The organism is Maribellus sp. YY47, from assembly GCF_023111095.1.
Lineage (GTDB): Bacteria > Bacteroidota > Bacteroidia > Bacteroidales > Prolixibacteraceae > Draconibacterium.
In genome coordinates this window covers 262,243-281,044 of sequence record NZ_JALGYW010000004.1, presented here as the reverse complement: position 1 = coordinate 281,044, position 18,802 = coordinate 262,243, and the positions used below count along the sequence as shown (strand labels likewise).

10 protein-coding genes are annotated in these 18,802 nt (G+C 44.3%); all 10 read right to left on the bottom strand.

What is annotated here, in order from left to right; translation table 11 throughout:
* Positions 1–122: 122 nt before the first annotated feature.
* Positions 123–1,535, bottom strand: a complete 1,413-nt coding sequence (locus MR764_RS05140; RefSeq protein ID WP_247978328.1) for a Gfo/Idh/MocA family oxidoreductase — start codon at positions 1,533–1,535, stop codon at positions 123–125.
* 49 nt (positions 1,536–1,584) lie between these two features.
* Positions 1,585–2,979, bottom strand: coding sequence for a DUF1080 domain-containing protein (locus tag MR764_RS05135; RefSeq protein ID WP_247978327.1), 1,395 nt, complete (start codon positions 2,977–2,979; stop codon positions 1,585–1,587).
* A gap of 613 nt (positions 2,980–3,592) precedes the next feature.
* A complete protein-coding gene (locus MR764_RS05130) occupies positions 3,593–5,011 on the bottom strand; it encodes a sulfatase (protein ID WP_247978326.1) in 1,419 nt (472 codons plus the stop codon).
* Between the two features lie 120 nt (positions 5,012–5,131).
* Positions 5,132–8,233: a glycosyl hydrolase gene (locus MR764_RS05125; protein ID WP_247978325.1), complete on the bottom strand. Its 3,102-nt coding sequence runs from the start codon at positions 8,231–8,233 to the stop codon at positions 5,132–5,134.
* A gap of 154 nt (positions 8,234–8,387) precedes the next feature.
* On the bottom strand, positions 8,388–9,566 hold the full coding sequence (locus tag MR764_RS05120) for a hypothetical protein (protein WP_247978324.1): 1,179 nt from the start codon (positions 9,564–9,566) through the stop codon (positions 8,388–8,390).
* A gap of 82 nt (positions 9,567–9,648) precedes the next feature.
* Positions 9,649–11,319, bottom strand: a complete 1,671-nt coding sequence (locus MR764_RS05115; protein ID WP_247978323.1) for a beta-N-acetylhexosaminidase — start codon at positions 11,317–11,319, stop codon at positions 9,649–9,651.
* 99 nt (positions 11,320–11,418) lie between these two features.
* Positions 11,419–13,173 carry an alpha-L-rhamnosidase C-terminal domain-containing protein gene (locus MR764_RS05110; protein WP_247978322.1) on the bottom strand — a complete coding sequence of 585 codons (1,755 nt, stop codon included), beginning with the start codon at positions 13,171–13,173 and terminating at the stop codon, positions 11,419–11,421.
* Between the two features lie 34 nt (positions 13,174–13,207).
* Positions 13,208–14,107 carry an alpha/beta hydrolase gene (locus MR764_RS05105; protein WP_247978321.1) on the bottom strand — a complete coding sequence of 300 codons (900 nt, stop codon included), beginning with the start codon at positions 14,105–14,107 and terminating at the stop codon, positions 13,208–13,210.
* A 41-nt stretch (positions 14,108–14,148) separates the two neighbouring features.
* Positions 14,149–16,965: a family 78 glycoside hydrolase catalytic domain gene (locus tag MR764_RS05100; protein ID WP_247978320.1), complete on the bottom strand. Its 2,817-nt coding sequence runs from the start codon at positions 16,963–16,965 to the stop codon at positions 14,149–14,151.
* Complete coding sequence (locus MR764_RS05095; RefSeq protein WP_247978319.1) at positions 16,958–18,802, bottom strand: hypothetical protein; 1,845 nt, start codon at positions 18,800–18,802, stop codon at positions 16,958–16,960. Before MR764_RS05095 ends, MR764_RS05100 begins: the two co-directional genes overlap by 8 nt.

Sequence of the window (18,802 nt, the reverse complement as noted above, 5' to 3'; positions counted from 1 at the left end):
ACAAACAAGATACCATTAAAATTAAAAGCTATAAAAGAACAGACCGTTTCAAAGCTAGCTTTGAAACGGTCTGTGAATCTATTAACTTAGTCCAATAATCTGTAACGCTTATTTAGGACTAGTCATAATCGGTAAAATTCTTCCCAGCCTTTTCGTGGTGGTGGTCCCTGCAATAATTCGTTTGCAAGCGAATTGTTGGTGATCTGTTTGGTTTCGCGATCAAATTTCAACTTGGTATTTAAGCGTTGTGCCAGTGTTCCCAATACAAATACCTGACTTAACGGCCCTGAAATCTCAAACGGCGAGCGTGTTTTCTCCTCGCCTTTACAGGCCAGAACAAAGTTCTTATAATGGTTCGACGTACTTTCCGGAACTTCAGGCAGATGCTTCATCACTTTTTCCGCTTTGTCTGAAGGCAAAATCGTTAATGTACTTCCATGCGATCCGCCTTTGAAAATTAAATCTTTGCTGTAAATAATCTTGCCCGGATTCAGATTGCGTTTCTCAATCTGGCCAGTGCTTGCCGCCGGAATATTGGATGCCAGTTCTGATTTACCATAGTTCTCGGGCAATTCAGGAAGATTGTTCACTCCATCGTACCACGAAATGGTAAGTGCCGGCATTCCCTTTCTTTTCGGAAATTTGAAATCGAGCGTGGTCGCCTGCGGATAAAACAACGGATTGTGCCCTTCTATTTTTACCGGATCAACCTCGTAAGGCAATCCGAGTTCCAGAAACTCATGCACCGTATCAATAAGGTGAGCTCCCCAGTCGCCGAGTGCGCCCATTCCGAAATCGTACCAGCAACGCCATTGTCCGTTTATAAAATCCTTGTTGTAATCGTGGTATTGAGCCGTACCGAGCCAGGTATCCCAGTCGAGTGTTTCAGGAATCGGTTCTGCTTTGGGGAACGTTTTCATACCTGTATCCCAACCATGCCAGCGGCGACCGCTGTTCATATGAGCAACTACTTTGGTGACATCCTTAATGATACCATTTTCAACCCAGCTTTTAAACTGAAAGTAATTTCCCTCCGAATGGCCCTGGTTTCCCATTTGGGTAACAACCTTGTATTTTTCTGCGGCTTTCATCAACAGTTCGGCTTCCTGGAAAGTTCTGGTCAGCGGTTTTTCGGTATAAACATGCTTACCGAGCGACATCGCCAGAATAGTGATCGGGAAGTGAGCAAAATCGGGGACACCGGCCACTACAGCATCAAACGAGTTTCCGGCCTTGTCGAACATTACCCTGAAATCCTGGAATTGCTTTGCATTGGGATGAGCCTTTATGGAAGCCAGCGTATGTTCCGCTCCCATATCGGTATCGCACATCGCAACGTTATTCACCAAACCGGTGCTTGTAATATCTTTCAGAATCTGCCCTCCCCTGTTTCCAATTCCACAGAAAGCAATATTCACTTTGTCGCTGGGCATTACCCTGCCTGGTTTTCCAAACACTACATGTCCGGGAACGATGGTAACAGCGCCCAGTCCGGCCAATGAAGTGCGTATAAATTTTCTTCTGTTTGTTTGCATTTTTTAGTTGGTTTATAATTAAATGACTATTGACAAAAAACTTTTTCTATTACAGTTCTTTGATCTTAATGTTTTTAAAACGCACCTCGTTGCCATGGTCCTGAAGAAGAATATGGCCTTCTTCAAAATTACCGAAGTTTTCCCATTTCTGGTATTTGCTGTAATTAACCAGCGCCTGCCATTCCTGGGTGTTTCGTTCGTATTCCACTACTTTGGTACCATTTAGGTAATGCGCAACATGATTTCCGTTGACTTCAATCCGCGCACGATTCCAACTGTTTATTCCATTGAATCGTTTAACCTGTAAATTTGGATTGAAGAACTTTCCGTTGGCCGGAATAAGGTCATAAAGCGAAGCCAAAGTACGGTTGCCCGCTACTCCCAACTGTGCATCCGGGTGTTTCTTATCGTCCAGAATCTGGTATTCACAACCGATAGCCGAACCTTCACCTTTGTTTAAGTTACCTTGCACAAAGTATTTTATTCCGCTGTTGGCACCTTCTGTCATATAAAAATCAAGTTCCAACACAAAGTTTTTGTAGCGTTTTTCGGTGATAATGTCGCCGCCATTCCCCGACTCCGCGCCATCGGCTTTTTCAACCACCAATGTTCCGTCTTCAACATGCCATCCTTTAGCGGGGAACGCCTCAGCTCTTGCACTTTTCCATCCGTTGGTGGTTTTGCCATCCCAAAGTAATTTCCAACCTTCGCTCTTCTCCTTTTCGGTCAGGGTATTGGTTAAATAACTTACCTCACGAACATCTGCGGGTATCTTCATCCGGGCGCTTTCCAGGTTGTCTGTCATGATCCGGATATTTTTCCAGCGAATGGTTTTCCCTTCGTTTTCTTTATTATTTCCAATAGAGTGAACCTGCAAGCCTATGAATCCTTCAGCAGTCAGATCGTCTACAAGGTTTGAGACCGGCTGCCCGTTAAGCCATATACGGATACTGTTTCCAATGGCTTCTACCCGGTACTTATTCCAATCGCCATTTTTGAAAGCCTTTTTTGCCGGTTGATTGTATTCCAGCGAGTAAAGCCATCCGCGGCGTGCCTCATCATAAATTCCGCCCGACCATCTTCTTTCTGAGTCGTCGCATTCTACCTGGTAGCCATGCACTCGGCCATCTTTATAATCTTTGAAACTATTACTTCTAATCTGAACACCGGAATTCAAACCGGCTTCCATCTTCATTTCATACTCCAGAATAAAATCGCCGTAATTTTTTTCGGTTACCAAAAAAGTGTTCGGAGTGCCTGTTTTACTGGTTCCGATAATCTCGCCGTTCTCTATCTTATATTCGGCTGTTCCGTTTAATACCTTCCATCCTTTCAGGGTTTTTCCGTCAAAAAGAGAAGTCCAGTTGTTTTCTTTGTCGGCTTTTGCACTTACCAGAAATCCGGCAAGGATTAGCAAGGTGGTAATTTTTGTTAGTCGTTTCATTTGTTCAATATTTAGATTCTTTGATTTTTTTAGAGCTTATTTGCAAGAGATGATCTGCAGAATTCGTGGTTCATCCGTTATAATGAAAATCTGCTTTCTTTTCTTGATTGAAGCGGTCGCCACTTTAAGACTGAATTTTACAGGTTTCATTTTAATGGTTTAGATTGATACGTCACTGATCAAAGTCAGTTTCCGTGTACGTGCACGAAAATAAATAAATAATTTAATTTCTGAAAGAGCAACTAAAAATTCCCATGAATAAAGAGAATATAATTCCGGACAAACGATATATAACCAAAATCGTTTTTCAGAAAATCTTACAATATGAAATTATTCTATAAGCAAAAAGAGGAGACACTGTTAAATACAATGATCGCTACCGGGGAATGTTTGTTGAGATTATCCTGCAAGCAAGAGTCTTCTTATCATCGACAATTAACCGATCCAAAAGAAAATATTCTTATCAGGCGTGAGAGATAAATTTCGATGATCCAGTCTTCCGTTTTATCCATCTGCCATTGAGCTATTGATTCAAACAGACTGTGTAAAGTCTATGCAAACAGCGTTCATTCAAAAAAAGTAAAAAAGAAAGAATATTCGACCATATTTCAAATCACCTTGCCTCACCTGCCAGTTCTTGCAGTTTCTGCCGATACTCATTCAAAACATCTGCATAATTTGGATCGCCTGAAAGGTTGGCTTTTTCATGTGGATCTTCTTCCAGGTTATACAACTCTTCAAACGGAGGATTTAACTCGGGGTAGACAATGTATTTGTATTTTTTGGAGATGACCGCTTCCGACTTGGGTATGTTCGGAATATCAAGATTGTGTTCGTAGAAAAATTCATCGCGCTTTGGAGCATCATCCAGGAGTAGGTTTAAGGCATTTATTCCCTGCATTTGACTTGAAATTTCCACTCCGGCTAACGAAAGAATGGTTGGGGCCACATCGATGTTAAAGGCAAACTCATCCACTTTTTGCCCCTTGAAATGATCATCAAACCGTGGATCGTAAATAAAAAAAGGCACTTTTACCGACTCCTGATGCGCAAACCACTTCCCGGCAAGACCGTGTTCTCCCAGATAGAAACCGTTGTCGCCCATAAATAGAATTACCGTATTTTGAGCCTCCCCCATTTCTTCGAGTTTTTGCCTTACATTTCCGATCACCTCGTCCACCCCGCTAATCAAACGGTAATACGACCTGACTGATTCCTGATACTTTTCTTTATTTGGAAATCGCAGTTCCCAACGTTTCCGGCCTTCATTCAAAAGTGTATTTCCTTTCGAAACCGGGTTTCGGAAATCAGCAGGAAAAAATTTATAAAAAGAATCGTCAGCAGTTTCGGGCAATGGAATTTCCACATCGCGATACAAATCGCTGTAGCGTTCAGCATAAATAAACTGGCGCGGATCGCCATCTTCGCAATGTGGAGCTTTAAAACTCACGGATAAGCAAAAAGGCTTTTCTTCTTTTCCATAGGAATCGAGAAATTTCATAATTCGCTTGTTGACCAAATCGGTGTAATGAATAAAATCCCCGTTTTCGTCTTCGTTCTCATAATTCGGTTGGTGTTTGGCATCGCAGGCCCAATAGTCGTATAGTGTATCCGGAAACTCATTTGGATTACCTACTCCGTATTTTCCAATAAAACCTATTGAATATCCATTTTCCTTTAAAAGCAAAGGATAGGTTTTCTGAACCGCTTCTTTTGAAAAAGGAGTACTAAATCCATTGATTCCATGCCGTGAGACGTATTGCCCCGACAATATACTGGCTCTGCTGCAACAACATATCGAAGTAGTAACATGGGCATTGGTAAACAAAACACCGTTATTGGCCAGGTCGTCCATATTGGGAGTTTGAATTACCTCGTTTCCCATAGCCCCCATTGCGTCCCAACGCTGATCGTCGGTTAAAAGGAAGATGATATTGGGGCGCGACATTATTTCGCCTTTATTTCGGGGATTGCAGGCCACCGTCAACGCAACAGCCACAACGGGCACAAGTATAGAAGATTTTATATTCATTGCTTACTCTTTTTAGAAAATGTGCTTAACCATAAGTTCGAACAATTTTAAAAGCTGTACAACTGAATTCGATATTTCCAACAACGGTAAACCCCGAAAAATTTACTTCCGGTGAGTCATTTATTTCCAATTCCGAACGGATAAAATCTCAACCGGCCCAAGTAAGCCGGAACTTTCCAGCGGAGAATCCTTTTTATAGTGATTCCATGTAGTGAATGTATATCGTTTGCCGGGTCTCTCTTCTTTGTTCAGCAACCATTCCGGCCACTTTCCGTTTTCAATTCCGTCGTACGGAAGTTGTTCATCTCCGATCAACCGATTCATCCAAAGGTTGGCTACTTCAATCTCAAGTTGATTATTTTCCGCCTTTACAACATCTGTTATTTCTATTTCAAGTGGAGTTGTCCATACGACTCCAAAGTCTTTCCCGTTTAATTCCACCCTCGCGAGATTATTCACTTTACCCAGATTTAAGAATAGAGCTTCTCCTTTGGTTAAAACCTCGCAATCAAAAGTTTTGTAATAAGTTGCTTTACCCGAATAGTATTTGATTCCTTCTTCCGGTCGGTCAATCCAATCTTCCAGGGTATCGAAAGTCACTTTTTCAGGTCCTCCCCATTTAGGGTCGAAAGCAAGTTCCCAGCTTCCGTCAATAACTTGTACTTTCTTTTTGGGGTAAAAGTTCTTTTCTCCTATTATCGCTTTACGTTCTGAAGTTTTGTTGAACACAATTGCGTAAGCTTCGTATCTTTCAAATTGCAATGGAATACTTGTAATGCCATTTTTGACAGAATATTCAGATAACGGACGAATTTCACCGGTCATGGGATTCCATAATTCAGGAGTTCCCTCTCCTACACGAAACTCACAATCGACTTTTGTTGAGTTATTCGTTCTGTTCGAAACAAAATACAAATCCGTTTCCGGCATTTTTTTATGAATATAACGAACGGTTCCATCGGCTCTAAAATCAGGTTTTACTCCGTTGGAATTCAAATATTCTGCTGTAGTTTGGTAATTGGGGTACAATTCGCCTTTATCCGGTTTCGACAAATTACCGCCCCACACTATTTTTCCTTTTCCATAAGAAACCTCTGTTTCTTTTTCCGGCACATCAAAACTACCCCACATTTTTTCACTTAAGTTTTTTACTTCACTGTCGCAAGCAGGGTAATTTTCGAGGCTGGGCGAAGACAACGCGGGATGCCCAATAACAGTTGCACCTTCTTTTACTAGAGATTCAATTTTTAAAAGTAATTCGGGTGTCATCGAACTGGTTTGAGGCAATACCAATAACTCATAACTGGCTCCGCCTTCAAATACAATTTTACCGTCTTTTACACTTGCCCGGTTGATCAGGATACGGGGACTGCAACCATCAAAATTATAGCCTTTTCTATCGGGCATAAATTGCTTTTGACCTTTCCCTGAACCTTGAGTGATTGCATCTTTTTCGGGATCAAAACCAAATTCGGAATAACCTTCCAAATATTTGTTACCGTCGACTGCCGACGATGGAGGAAGAAAAACATTTGGAGCACCTTCGCTAATCAGGTAAAGCACATCGGCCACAGTGGTCCCATGCTGCAGCATCGCCTGACTCCTTGCAACATATTCGTGGTATGCCCGTGACATATCCCACCAGGTTCGTCCCCTATCCCAATGCACGCCATAAGGTCCCATGGTCATCCCCGGACGATATTCTTCGCCTAAAGCTTTGTGTGCAAAAGTATGATATACCAATCGGTTGATACCGGAACAAAAAGCCCAGTCACTCTGATTTTTGATAGAACCCGGATAGCTTCTCCATGCCACTAAATACGAAGTAAATGCCTCGGCTGCGACAACCGGTCTACCGTATAAATTGGCAATAGAAGTTCCTTCGAAGGTGCTAAAACCGGTGCTAAAACCGTAGCCTTTGTTCCAGAATTCACACATCGGCACATCGGCATACGAACCCAGATCCAAATCGGTATTTGGATTCATATCGTACGGTTCAATCGACAAACCCATGCCGTATTTTCTGCCAAAATCTTTAAAATACTGAACATGATTTTTAAGCATCAGTTCCTGTGAAACCATTCTCAGATCCCAAAGAAAGCGTTCACTTTTTCCCACATTGCCGACTATCATCCCGGTATAAACCGGCAAGTATGGAAGTGGATCATAGCCTTTTAATGCCTTGAATTTGTTTCTGAAATCAACCGTCCAGTTTTGTGCTCCCATTTCCCAACTATCCATGTGAATCATCTTCCACCCGCCTTGTTTGGTTGAATCGGGCTTTACTTTTTCGATAAGCGGAACCATAAAACTTTCCAGATGATGCTTCATTGCATCAGCACTCATTTTATCGCATTCAAATCCCATACCCGGCAGAGGTGCAGGGCGCGTTATTGCTCCATTGTTACGATTGCCAAACCGCATAATGGTCCATTTGCCTTCGGGGACATCCCAATTGAGGGTACCATCTTCCTGCATGTATTTGGTAATATCGATTACACTCCCTACCGGAACACCAACATTTTCACCGTCAAAATTTTTAGCCAATACCGAGGGTTCTTCAAAATATTGCCTGACTCCTTCCTGCGAGCTATAAGGGGGGCGATAATACAAGGCTTTCTCGTCGATATCTTTTATCCGACTTTCATTCTCAGGGCTGGGGAAAGCAATCACGGCTACATCTTTGTAATAAGCTTCCCATTTTTCCCGTAAATCAGGAGTAAAACCACCCAAACCAAAAAACGGATTGCGTCCTTTGGGGACCTCTAACTTTTGTGAGATTTTGGAAGGGCCATTCACAATAAGTTTACTTGCAACCAGGTGCTGCATGGATTCTTCCGGCTTCACCCAAGGCCCTCCACTGCCTGTCCACCCCGGCCCCGCGCCAAGTGTCAAAACAATTCCCAACCGTTCACATTCTCTTACTGCATGCACAAAGTTCTCCTGCCATTCTTCGCTCAAAAACTTAACCGGCCCCTGAGGAACTCCGACATTCACTTCAAGAAAAAGCACATGTTCTATCCCCACTTTCTTCATCGATTCAAGATCAGCCGTCATCTCCTGTTTATCCTGGTTGCCATCCATAAAGTACCAGTAAACACCGGGTTTAGCAGAATTGGGAGGATTCAGAAACGAAGATTTTAACTGGTTGTATGATTCATTCTCTCTCGCACAGGAAGAAAGAATAATTACAAGTGCCAGCAGCAAGTTTTTATAGTTCATAATCGTTCTATTCTCAGTTTAAGTTAGTTACATACTCATTCTGAATTTAGTAAAATACCCAATTAGGTTTGAATCTTACCATTGGATTTTAGTTATATGTTAATATTTCTCCGGCGTTTAAGCTTTTGAGATATCGCAAAAAACTGGTTTACAGTTAATCGTAGTTCTCAGTTTCCAATAAATTTTCAGGAAAATCATTATGCGATTTATATGCATCGATATATGTTTTCATGAACTGATAATACAAATCGCCATGACCGCCCTTCATCGGTTCAATATCACGACTAGCCTCGCGCGTATAATTGTCGACAAAACGCGTGCCCCCGTTTTCATCAACAAAGCGTTGTGCCATCCACTCGTTCCACCAGGTAAGTGTCACCACTTTAGGTCTCACAGTGAACGCCTTTCTCCATTGCTCCTGAAAAGTTTTCCCTTTATTTCTCGTAGTTGCTGTTGAATATGAAATATACGTTTCCTGATGTGCAACCGAAACTGATATTTGCTCTGCCCTGCTTCCACTCATCGCCACATTCTGAGGCTCGTCCTGAAGAAATGACCATTCTTGAGAAGCCAGAGAAGTTTGCAGTCCCCACATTTTTCTGCAGGTAAAATAGTTGGTTAACGTTTTATCTCCCGAATCGGTAGGATCTTGTGTTGTAATCAGAAAAGGCTTATCCGACCAGTACACAAACAACTCATCATATTTCCCTGATTTGTAAAAAAGATCATATAATTTTTTGCCGTTTGATGACCTGTCCGATTCACTGTTCTGGCACCAAAACACAATTCCCGGAGTATCTTCTCCCGATTGTCGCAATTCCAATGCGGTATTACAAAGCACCTCCGTATCCTCCAGAAGCATTTCTGCCAGTCCATTGGTAAAATCAAGAATGATAAAATCGACTTTTGCTTCATTCAGTTGACGTAAATGAGTTTTTATCACACCGACATTATCCGAATTATAATATCCCACGGCCGGCTCTGCCCAATAATGAAAAGCATGAACAGGTCCCCACTGCGGATCCAGGGGATTGCTTTTTAGAATTTCAGTAATGTTATAATACGATGGCCGGTAAACATTATTAAACCAAACACTGTAACAAATACTGACCACATCGCTCATCTGCGTAATATCAAGTCCTTTCACCACTTCAGTTTCTGTATTCGACGTGTCCGCATCATCAGTAGTAACACCACTATCTGAACCACAACTACACAAGGAAATCAGCAAAAAAGCGATTACAAAATATACCTTCACAATTGAAAAAAGCGAAATAGCTAATTTATGATTAAATGAACTTTGTTTTAACAGAAAGAATTTAAATGTTTGCATACTTTTCATTTCAACAGGTTTAAAACAGTTTTGCAGGTTAGCGATTACACAATTCAATCTTCCTTCTTCGTTTACTTACCTTCTAATACATCTCTTTTTGATCGTTCAGGTAGCCCATTTTTTCCCAGATTGTTTCCAGCGGTTTCAGCCTTTCCCTAAAAGATTGATAGGAACCTTTGCGCTCCTGTGCCACCCATCCAACTTCGGCAAATGCAGCAATACGGGGAAAAGTCTGATAATATAAACGTGCCGGCGTTGGCGTGTATTCGCCCCACATCTGACACCCAATTCCTAAAATCTTTTGCTTATCTCCTTCAGCAATGCCTTCCGGTATTGGTTGAAAACTGTAGGCTTTTTCCAACGAAGTCGTTTCATAGCCATAATCCAGGTAGGTATAAATCCTGTTTGAGTTGACCACATCGTAACCTTTCGCAATGGCCTTATTAATCAACGAGACTTCGCCATCCCAAAACTGAACTACCGTTCCGGGAGCCAGGGTTTCCGATTCGCTTTTTTGAACGTGCGCTTCGTTACGAATATTTTCGCCGGTAATCTCGTTCCATCCCATCATCCGTAGGCCTTTGCCTGACAAATGTTTCGAAACCCGGTTGATCGCCCAGATTTGCAGATCGGTATACGTCGTGATGTTTTTTTCCTGCATAAAAGCGTTGATCGCCGGCGAATTTTGCCAATGCACATAGTTTGCTTCGTCGCCGCCGATGTGCACAATGCCGTCGGGAAAGAGGGTCATCACCTCATCCAAAACATCATAAAAAAACTGCAGCATTTTCGGATCAGTTACATCGTACAGATCACCCGCAACGGTTTTCCCCTCCTGTTTACTCGAAGCCCCCAGCCAGGGGTATGCATACAACGAAGCAGTTACATGTCCCGGGATTTCGATCTCCGGCATAATGACAATCCCCCGGGCATGCGCATAGTCCACCATTTCTCTGATTTCGTCCTGCGTATAAAACCACCGCGCCGACGAGCTGAAATGGGCAGAATCCATCGGAGTGATTCCTTCGCGCATCATTGTAAAGTTGCCCCTTGAGCCGATTTCGGTCAAAAGCGGGTATTTTTTTATTTCCACCCGCCATCCCGGATCATCCACCAAATGCCAGTGAAAAACATTCATTTTCAACCGGGCCATCTCATCCAGTAGTTTTTTTACCACTTCTTTCCCCTGAAAATGCCGCGATTCATCCAACATAAAAGCCCGCCAACCAAAAGCGGGAGAATCTTGTATTTCACAAGCCGGGACTTTTAACGCTTCACCGTCTCGAATAATCAATTGCCGGAAACTTTGCAGGGCATACAGCAAGCCATTTGTCGAATTCGCCAGCGCATAAATCTGTTTCTTCCTTTGCGGCCCATAAACGGATAACCGATAGCCATCCTTTTCGCTTACTGTAGTCGCATTCAATTTAAAAACCACATCAGCACCCTTTTCCGAAGTGGAAAAATTAACTGTAAAACCCTCGTCGGTGAATACCTCCAGCAGGTAATCTTTATCGAGATTCGCATTTTGATCAATAAAAACTTTTAGCTTTTGTTTTAACGAAATTTCTTTATGAAAGTCTTCGATACCGGATGGCTGAGGAAGGATATGAATACCGGCAGCCTGCCCGGTAAAAGGACAGACTAAACAGATAAATAAAACGATGGTGTACAGCTGTTTAAGAGACGAAGCTTTATTTTCGTTGTTCTCTTGCCTTACCATAGCAGCGTAATTGATTTGATGATTTATCATTTTTAATTTTCGGTTGAACTGAAATTAATTCGCCTTTTTTCGTCAGACCATTAATTTCAAAAGAATGCTGATGTTTTTTATAAATTGATATCGAACTGATTACAGTATAACCTTCACCTCTTTTGGAGCATTATAAGTTGTTTTTACCGTACCGTTTTCCTGTTTGCGGTGTTCGATTTCCAGCACACCATAAGGCGTTGGAAAACTTCCTTTCACCCACTGTAAATCGCCCAGGTGCGGCTCCAGTTTGATTTTTTTACAGCCCGGTTCCAGCACGTTCACGCCTAGTACATACTGACTCAACCAACTTGTTGGCCCCGATGCCCAGCCGTGACAAAAACTGTGACGCAGCTGCTCGTAACAATAGCCGCCATAGGTTTCGTGTACATCAACTTTGCCTTCGGGCACCACCTCATCAATGCGTGCTGCATTTTTTGTCCAGTCGATATCGAAATCTTCCCAAAACGTTGTGGCGCCCAAATCGAGCATCGCGCCCCAGTATTCGCGAATATTGTCGATCGCTCCCTGGTAATCGCCTGCCATCGCGCGGGCTTTCAGCATGTAGTAGCCGTAAAAAGTCGACATTTTATGCACGCCATCTTTTGCCAAAACCTCCTTATTCGCGTCTTCCGGCTTAACAACTCCCGACATTCCCAACAAGGCAGCTGCCTGTTTCGATCCGGCCATTTCGGGCACATGTTGTTTCAATCGTTCAACCGTTGCCAGGCAAAGTTTTGCGGTTTCCTTATCGCCCAAAATTTTACACAAATCGGCTCCGGCATTAAATGTCATCACCATCATAGCCTGCAGACCCGCATGCACCGCCTCTTTGTTTTCGCTCGAAGGCCAGTCCAGAAAACGGTTGCCATCCAGCACTTCCTTACCGTTTTTATCAATTTTTGATTCCAGCAAATGAAGCAAAGCCATCAGGTATTCTTTTTGCTTTTTCAGGTAATTCAAATCGCCGTGATAATAATACCAGTCGCGTTGAATCAGCAGCCACCACATCGAATACGAACTGATCCCGTTCATCCAACCGGGCAGCGGTGTTAAATCACGGGCCAGGTCAAGACTTTTGGGGACCACTTCATTATCTCCAAAAACCGAATTGATGGTCATTACTTCAGGATGCATATCGCCCACCCAAACCAGGCGGTCGCGTTTTACACCGTCCCACAGGTAATCCTGCATATTCAGATGCACCGTGTAAGCGCCGGTCATCCAGATTTTATTCAAACGCTCATCGTTACAGGCAAATGATCCGAGGTACGGAATGTCGCGGTAGCGCAGCGCGGCGCTGATTTCCTTGATCTCAAGTTTTGTATCGGGATCAACCAAATCGATCCGGGCAAAACGAAAACCCGACTCTCCCACTAAAATTCGGCCCAGCCAAGGCAATTGTACCACAAAATCACGAATGGCATGATCGTTAGTGGCGCCTTCAACACCCACATCACTCATCGTTTCGCTCACCGATTCGCCAAGGCGCACGCGAACACGTCCTGCCGGGTTGGGATTGTTTATGGTGGTAATGATCTCGATTCCGCCCTGAATTTCGCATCCAAAATCAAGAATCAATCCGGCTTTATTATCCTTGCCGTTGATCAAGGTCAGGTAAGTGCCGCTATTTAAATCCGCCTGTCCGATACCGGGCGTTAAAATGCGCTCTGCATTTTTTACCTGTGTTCCGGTTTCGTCCGACTTCCAAACTACTCTTGTCGGGCTTAAAAACTTTTGCGTTAACGCTGTTGAACGTATCGATGAGTTGGCACCCTCCACCACAGGAGGAACCTGAGCACGGACACCGATGGAAATCCCCAGAAAAAATAAGATGAATAAAAATTTGTTGTTCATTATAAATCAATTATTGTTGTTACTTAATAGCTGTTTATTGTTTGATCAATTCTTGCTCCTGCATCCATTGAAAGACATAATTCAGCCAGTTCGATTTGGCCGGTTCAAGCGGATAACCGTGTTTCCCTTTGGAGAACAGGTGCATGTCGGCCGGAACATTTTTTGCTTTCATGGCTTCATAAAAACGAATGCTGTTTTCTACCGGTACCACATCGTCGTCCATGGCGTGGGTTAAAAACGCCGGAGGAGTATTTTCGGCCACCTGCTTTTCGTTGGAATAAAGCTCCAGCAAATCGTCAGAAGCATTTTTTCCCAGCAAATTATCGCGCGAACCGCCGTGCGTCAATCCCGGCTGCATGGAAATGACCGGGTAAACCAGCAACATAAAATCGGGACGTAAACTTGTCCCTTCTTTGTTTTCGATATAATCTTTTGAGAAGTGGGTGCCGGCCGTTGAAGCCAAATGACCTCCGGCTGAAAATCCCATAATTCCAATCCGGTCTTTATTGATTCCCCATTTTTCGGCATTATCGCGAACAATTTTCAGGGCCCTTTGCGCATCCTGTAAGGGAGCGATGGTTTTATTTGAACAGTTTTCGTCGCTGGGCAAACGGTACTTCAGCACAAAGGCAGCCACCCCTTTTCTGTTCATTTCCTTTGCAATTTTATGCCCCTCGTAACTGGCGCAAACCGCATGATATCCACCTCCCGGACAAATGACTACCGCTGTTCTTGCCTGGTTTTCATCCTGCGGAAGGTAAATTGTCAGGTCAGGTTTTGACACGGCAAAATAAATTCCGTTTTCATCGTACTCTTTGTTCTCATGCTCTTTTTCTCCGGGAATCGCGCCATCATATAGCGGAATAACGGTTTGTGCGCCACTACAACAACAGAGAAAGCATACCAGTATAAATGTGAGTCCTAACGTTTTCATTTTTCTTATTACTTGTGTTATTTCTTAGCTTTTAATTTTGACTAATCACTTATCCGAATTTGAAAGCTGCCGGATGGAAAATGGTAGAAAGTTTTTGAGTCTTTTTTCTCTGCTACCGCAAAGGTATTTTCATCCAAAGACGCTCCGTTGACGTTCAGCTTTTTTCCGTTCGGCAAAGCAACTATTCCGGATGAATTGGCCGGAATTTCAAGGTTCCATTCCACTTCGTCCGCCATGTGTTTCCAATCGCTGACAATGCTACCATAGGGCGATTCAATGCTTGCTTTGGCCCAGTCCATCCAATCCATAAACAAGGGTTCGAAGCGAATCACTTTGTAAGCGGAAGCATCGGGACGAATGCCAGCCATGTCTTCATAAAAACAAATGTCGTATCCCGCCTGCATCGGATGGTTGTGTGAAGCCTCCCGGCCACTTTCTTCGCTGGCCTCACTTACCGGAAGCGTTTCCCACAACGATGTTGCCCCCGCTTTATCCCACATTCGGGCAAAACTGTTTTCACCGGTTTTTGTAAACATTTTAAAGGCAGCTTCAGCTTGTCCGTAACGCGCCAACATGCTACCCACGCGGCCAATTCCGAATATTCCGCAGTTCATAAAACCATCGTGCTTTTCTGTCATATTGCGCACCACCGCCTGGGCTACCGCTTCCTCATCGCCCGCAGGAACAAGTCCAAAATCTAAGGCCATCACGTCAGCGGTCTGGCTGCCAAATGTTTTTTCTGACTCATTGTACATCGTTTCCACCATTTCGCCGGCAATCGCTTTTTTCAGACTGGCATATTTCTCAGCATCAGCAGTAAAACCCAGTAAACGCGCAGTCTGCTCAACGATACAAACATCGAGGTAGTGAAAAGCCGTTGATGTAAATTCAATCGGTGTATCCATCATTTCATTGCCACCGGGAGGACACCAGTCGCCCAGGCCCTGGTAGACAATGTGTTTGGTTTCCTTGTTGTAGTTCGATGTTCGTTCGGGATTGGAAGCCAGGCTTGCCACATGATCGGTCCACGTTTTCATTTCGGGATAATAATCCTCAAGAACCGCAGCGTTGCCGTAATACACATACAACCACCAAGGCAGCTGAACGAGCGCCGTTCCCCAATCGGGCGAAGCCACGCCGCAAAGCCGTTTGCCGGGAGCAATCATATAGGGCAATCCGGAAGGTTTTTCGGTAAAATAAAAAGTGGTATTAAATCGTTCGTGAAACAAAGTTTTTTCTTCTTTCGGATTAGCTCCCGAGCGAATATCTTCGAGGTATTTTTCCCAGAAATTATTCATTTGCAGATTGACGTTCGCCATCTTTACATAGGCATGCGAATCGCCCAGCCAGCCACATTTTTCACGGTCGGGACAATCGGTTGGGATCCCGTGTAAATTGCCAAAGACCGTGCGCATGGCCAGTTCGTGCAAGCGGTTGATCTGTGGTTCAGAACACTCAAAAGAACCGGTATTTTCCACATCGCTGTGCACCACCACCAGGCTCAGTGTCGACAAGTCCGGCTTTCCCGTAAAACCACTCAGTTCGGCATAGCGAAATCCGTGATACGCAAAACGCGGACTCCAGCTTTCCATTCCTTCTCCTTTGCAAACGTACTCGTGCTCAAATATTTTTCCGTGGTGAATCCAGCCAAGGGTTGAATAATCAAGCCCGCCATCTTTTTGGGGCTCCTCTGCCATTTTAATATTGAGTTTCGTTCCCGCCGGCTGCTCTGCCTGCAACTGAACCACTCCGGCAGCATTCGCACCAAAATCGAAAAACCAGTTCCCCGATGCATCCTGCCACATATCTACAGCCGAAATGACTTCTTTTTTCCGAATCGGGTGCATCAGTTGCGCCTTCAATACCGGCGGGGCCGAGTTTTCAACCAACTGCGCCGGCTGCCAGTTTTCAGCCTGAAAACCGGCTGTACTCCAGCCCTTGATTTCTTTGCGGGCATCGTACGATTCGCCCATGTAAATGTTTGTTTTTTGTACCGGACCTTCGTGCCATGTCCAGCTTTCGTCGCTGGCAATAATGTCTTTCGATCCGTCGTTGTAGAAAACCACCAGCTGGGCTCTCAGCATGGGCGGACCGTAACTAAACGGCGCTCCGTTCCAGGCGGCATCCTGAGTAAACCAACCGTTTCCGAGCATAACACCCATGCAGTTCTCTCCTTTTTCAAGCAGCGACGTTACATCAAATGTACTGTATAAGGCATATTGTTCGTAATTGGTTTGAGCCGGATCTAAAAACCGCGTTGAATCCACCAGCTGGCCGTTCAGGTAAAGTTCTCCGGCACCCAGCCCGCAAAAATACAGGGTGGCTCTTTCCACGGCAGCATCTTGCGCGGCACCGGTTTGAAAGGTTTTTCTGAAATAAGGCAAAGGCCGCTCTTTTGAATACGGATAGCTAATCCATTTGCCTGTCCAGGAATTTTCGTTCAGCAAACCGATTGAAAAGCTTGCCGGTTCGCTCCAGGAGCTTATCGAACCGTTTCCATCCCAGATGCGTACCCGCCAGAAATATTTTCCGGTTTCCTCGAAAGCTACCCCCTCTGGAATGATATCAAATTGCTGATCCGACAGTTGTTTTCCAGAATTCCACACATCGGCTTTCCCTTTTTGCAATTGTTCCGGGGAACTGGCGATCTGGATTTCCCAGGCATTTTGAACCAGTCCCTGCTCCTGTGTTTTGATTTTCCAGCCCAACAAAGGGCTTTCAATCCCCTCGGGATTAACCAGGTTGCAACACCGTAGTTCTTCCACTTTTAATTGGGCCTGCTCTTTCGCACAGGCAGAAAAAAGCAAAATGGAAATAATTAAAAGGCAATACTGTAATTTTCTATTGTTGTTATTCATTTTCAAGGGTATAAATAAAATTAAAACGTCCGCCCGGTGCCACATCTCCGTTCACATACCAGTCCAAAGGATCGGTTTCATCCTGCATGTTATCCGACCATTTGAATTCAATATTGGGTTTGTTTTCGAGTTTAAGCAGCTTAAGCGGAATGGGATACATCAGCTTGTTTTTATCCGTCTCCACATCAATTTCCGCAACATTCTCCCACGCTCCATTAGCGTACTGCTGCAATTGATTTCCTTCTGCCACGCGAAAATCATAACCGAGCCAACCGGTTTTTGCATTTCTGTCGGTATCGATGTAAAGATTCATCCAGTTACTTGTCTTTTCGCCGGTAATTGCTTCGCTGGTTTGCGCCAGAAAGAAAATCGTTTGATCGTCGCTGGCCACTTTCATCTGCGAAAAATCGTTGCGGCCCGTAACATTCGTATACATCCGTTCCGGGCTCGATTCTGCCCCGGGATGATTACGTTCTTTTGTGTCGCCTGTATAATCGGTATACAGCTGAGCCACATCATCCCAATCTTCCATTTTACGGATGGTTTTTGGTTTCACCGATTGCGGTAAGGCTGCAACTCCCTTGTAACGGCGAATATTGGCCACCATTTGCATGTAGTAGTTGTCGTTTAATCCGGCAGACCGGGTAGGTTCAATATCGCGACTGTATTCTGGACTGGCCTGATCGCAGAAAAAAGAGTGCTTTGGATTGCCATCCGGGCTGGGCCATCTTCCGGCGATCCACTCGTTCCAGCCGGTGATAAAAATAAACGGAGGATCTTGGTTGAGTGCAAAGTCCCATTGTTCCTGTGCATTGTAACCATAGCGAATATCCTGTTCCGGATTTCCCGGAGAACCATTCCGGTAGCTGCGGCCCCAGTTATTGCTGTTGCCGTAGAAAGCCGAGCCCCCCATTCCAGCAGGCACATCGGGGTGCTGTGCAACCGATACATTGATGATTTCCTTTTCGCCTTTATTGTTGCTGTAAACCTGTTGTGGACGTTTGAATTCGATCCAGGGCCAGCCATTGGTTAACACTGGAACATTGGGCCATTGCGATTCGCGGAAGGTAAAGAACGATTCGTAATCTTTTCCGGCGGCTTCATCTGATATTCCGACGATCAACGGTTTTTCATCCAGATAATACCAGGTTGACGGATGATAATGCGGCGCTCCCGTTTTATAAAAAGTATTGTAAATATTTTGCATGGTGTTGCCCGAAGCGGTATTCGTGTAATAAACAATCCGGGGCGCTTTTATCCCCTGTGTCTGAATGTCTTCAATGGCCTGCATTAATGCTTCCGACTGTTCAGGATAAATCAGGGTATTGGTGGCATCAAGGACCAGAAAATCGACCTGTGCATCAGCGAGCAGCTGCATACTGCGCAAATGCACCCAGTAGTCGTCGCCCCGGTAATAACCGTAGATAGGCTTACCCCAGAAATAATACCCGCCATAATTCGTTGTTCCCCATTGCGGATGAGTAACATCTTCCAAAACTTCCGGGTGGTCCGGAACAATCTCGGTTAAATCCCAGTACTTTTCAGAAGTTGGCGAGCCTTTATCGCCCTGCCACAGAAAGTAGAAGATCCCGACCTGACGATTGGATTTTGGATTTCCAACACTCTCGTTCAGCGGTAAGATTCTACCCAACTCATCGGTTCCCGCCAGAGGCTGTACAATGATCTCTTCTGACAAGCCAGTGCTTATTTTTTTCTCGTCTGTTCCTTTCTCGGCGCATCCGAAAAACGAAATACAACAAAAGAGAACGACCAGTAAATTAGTAAGTGGATTGTGCATTTTTATATTTTTCAGATTTTCATTCGTAATTCGCATCAT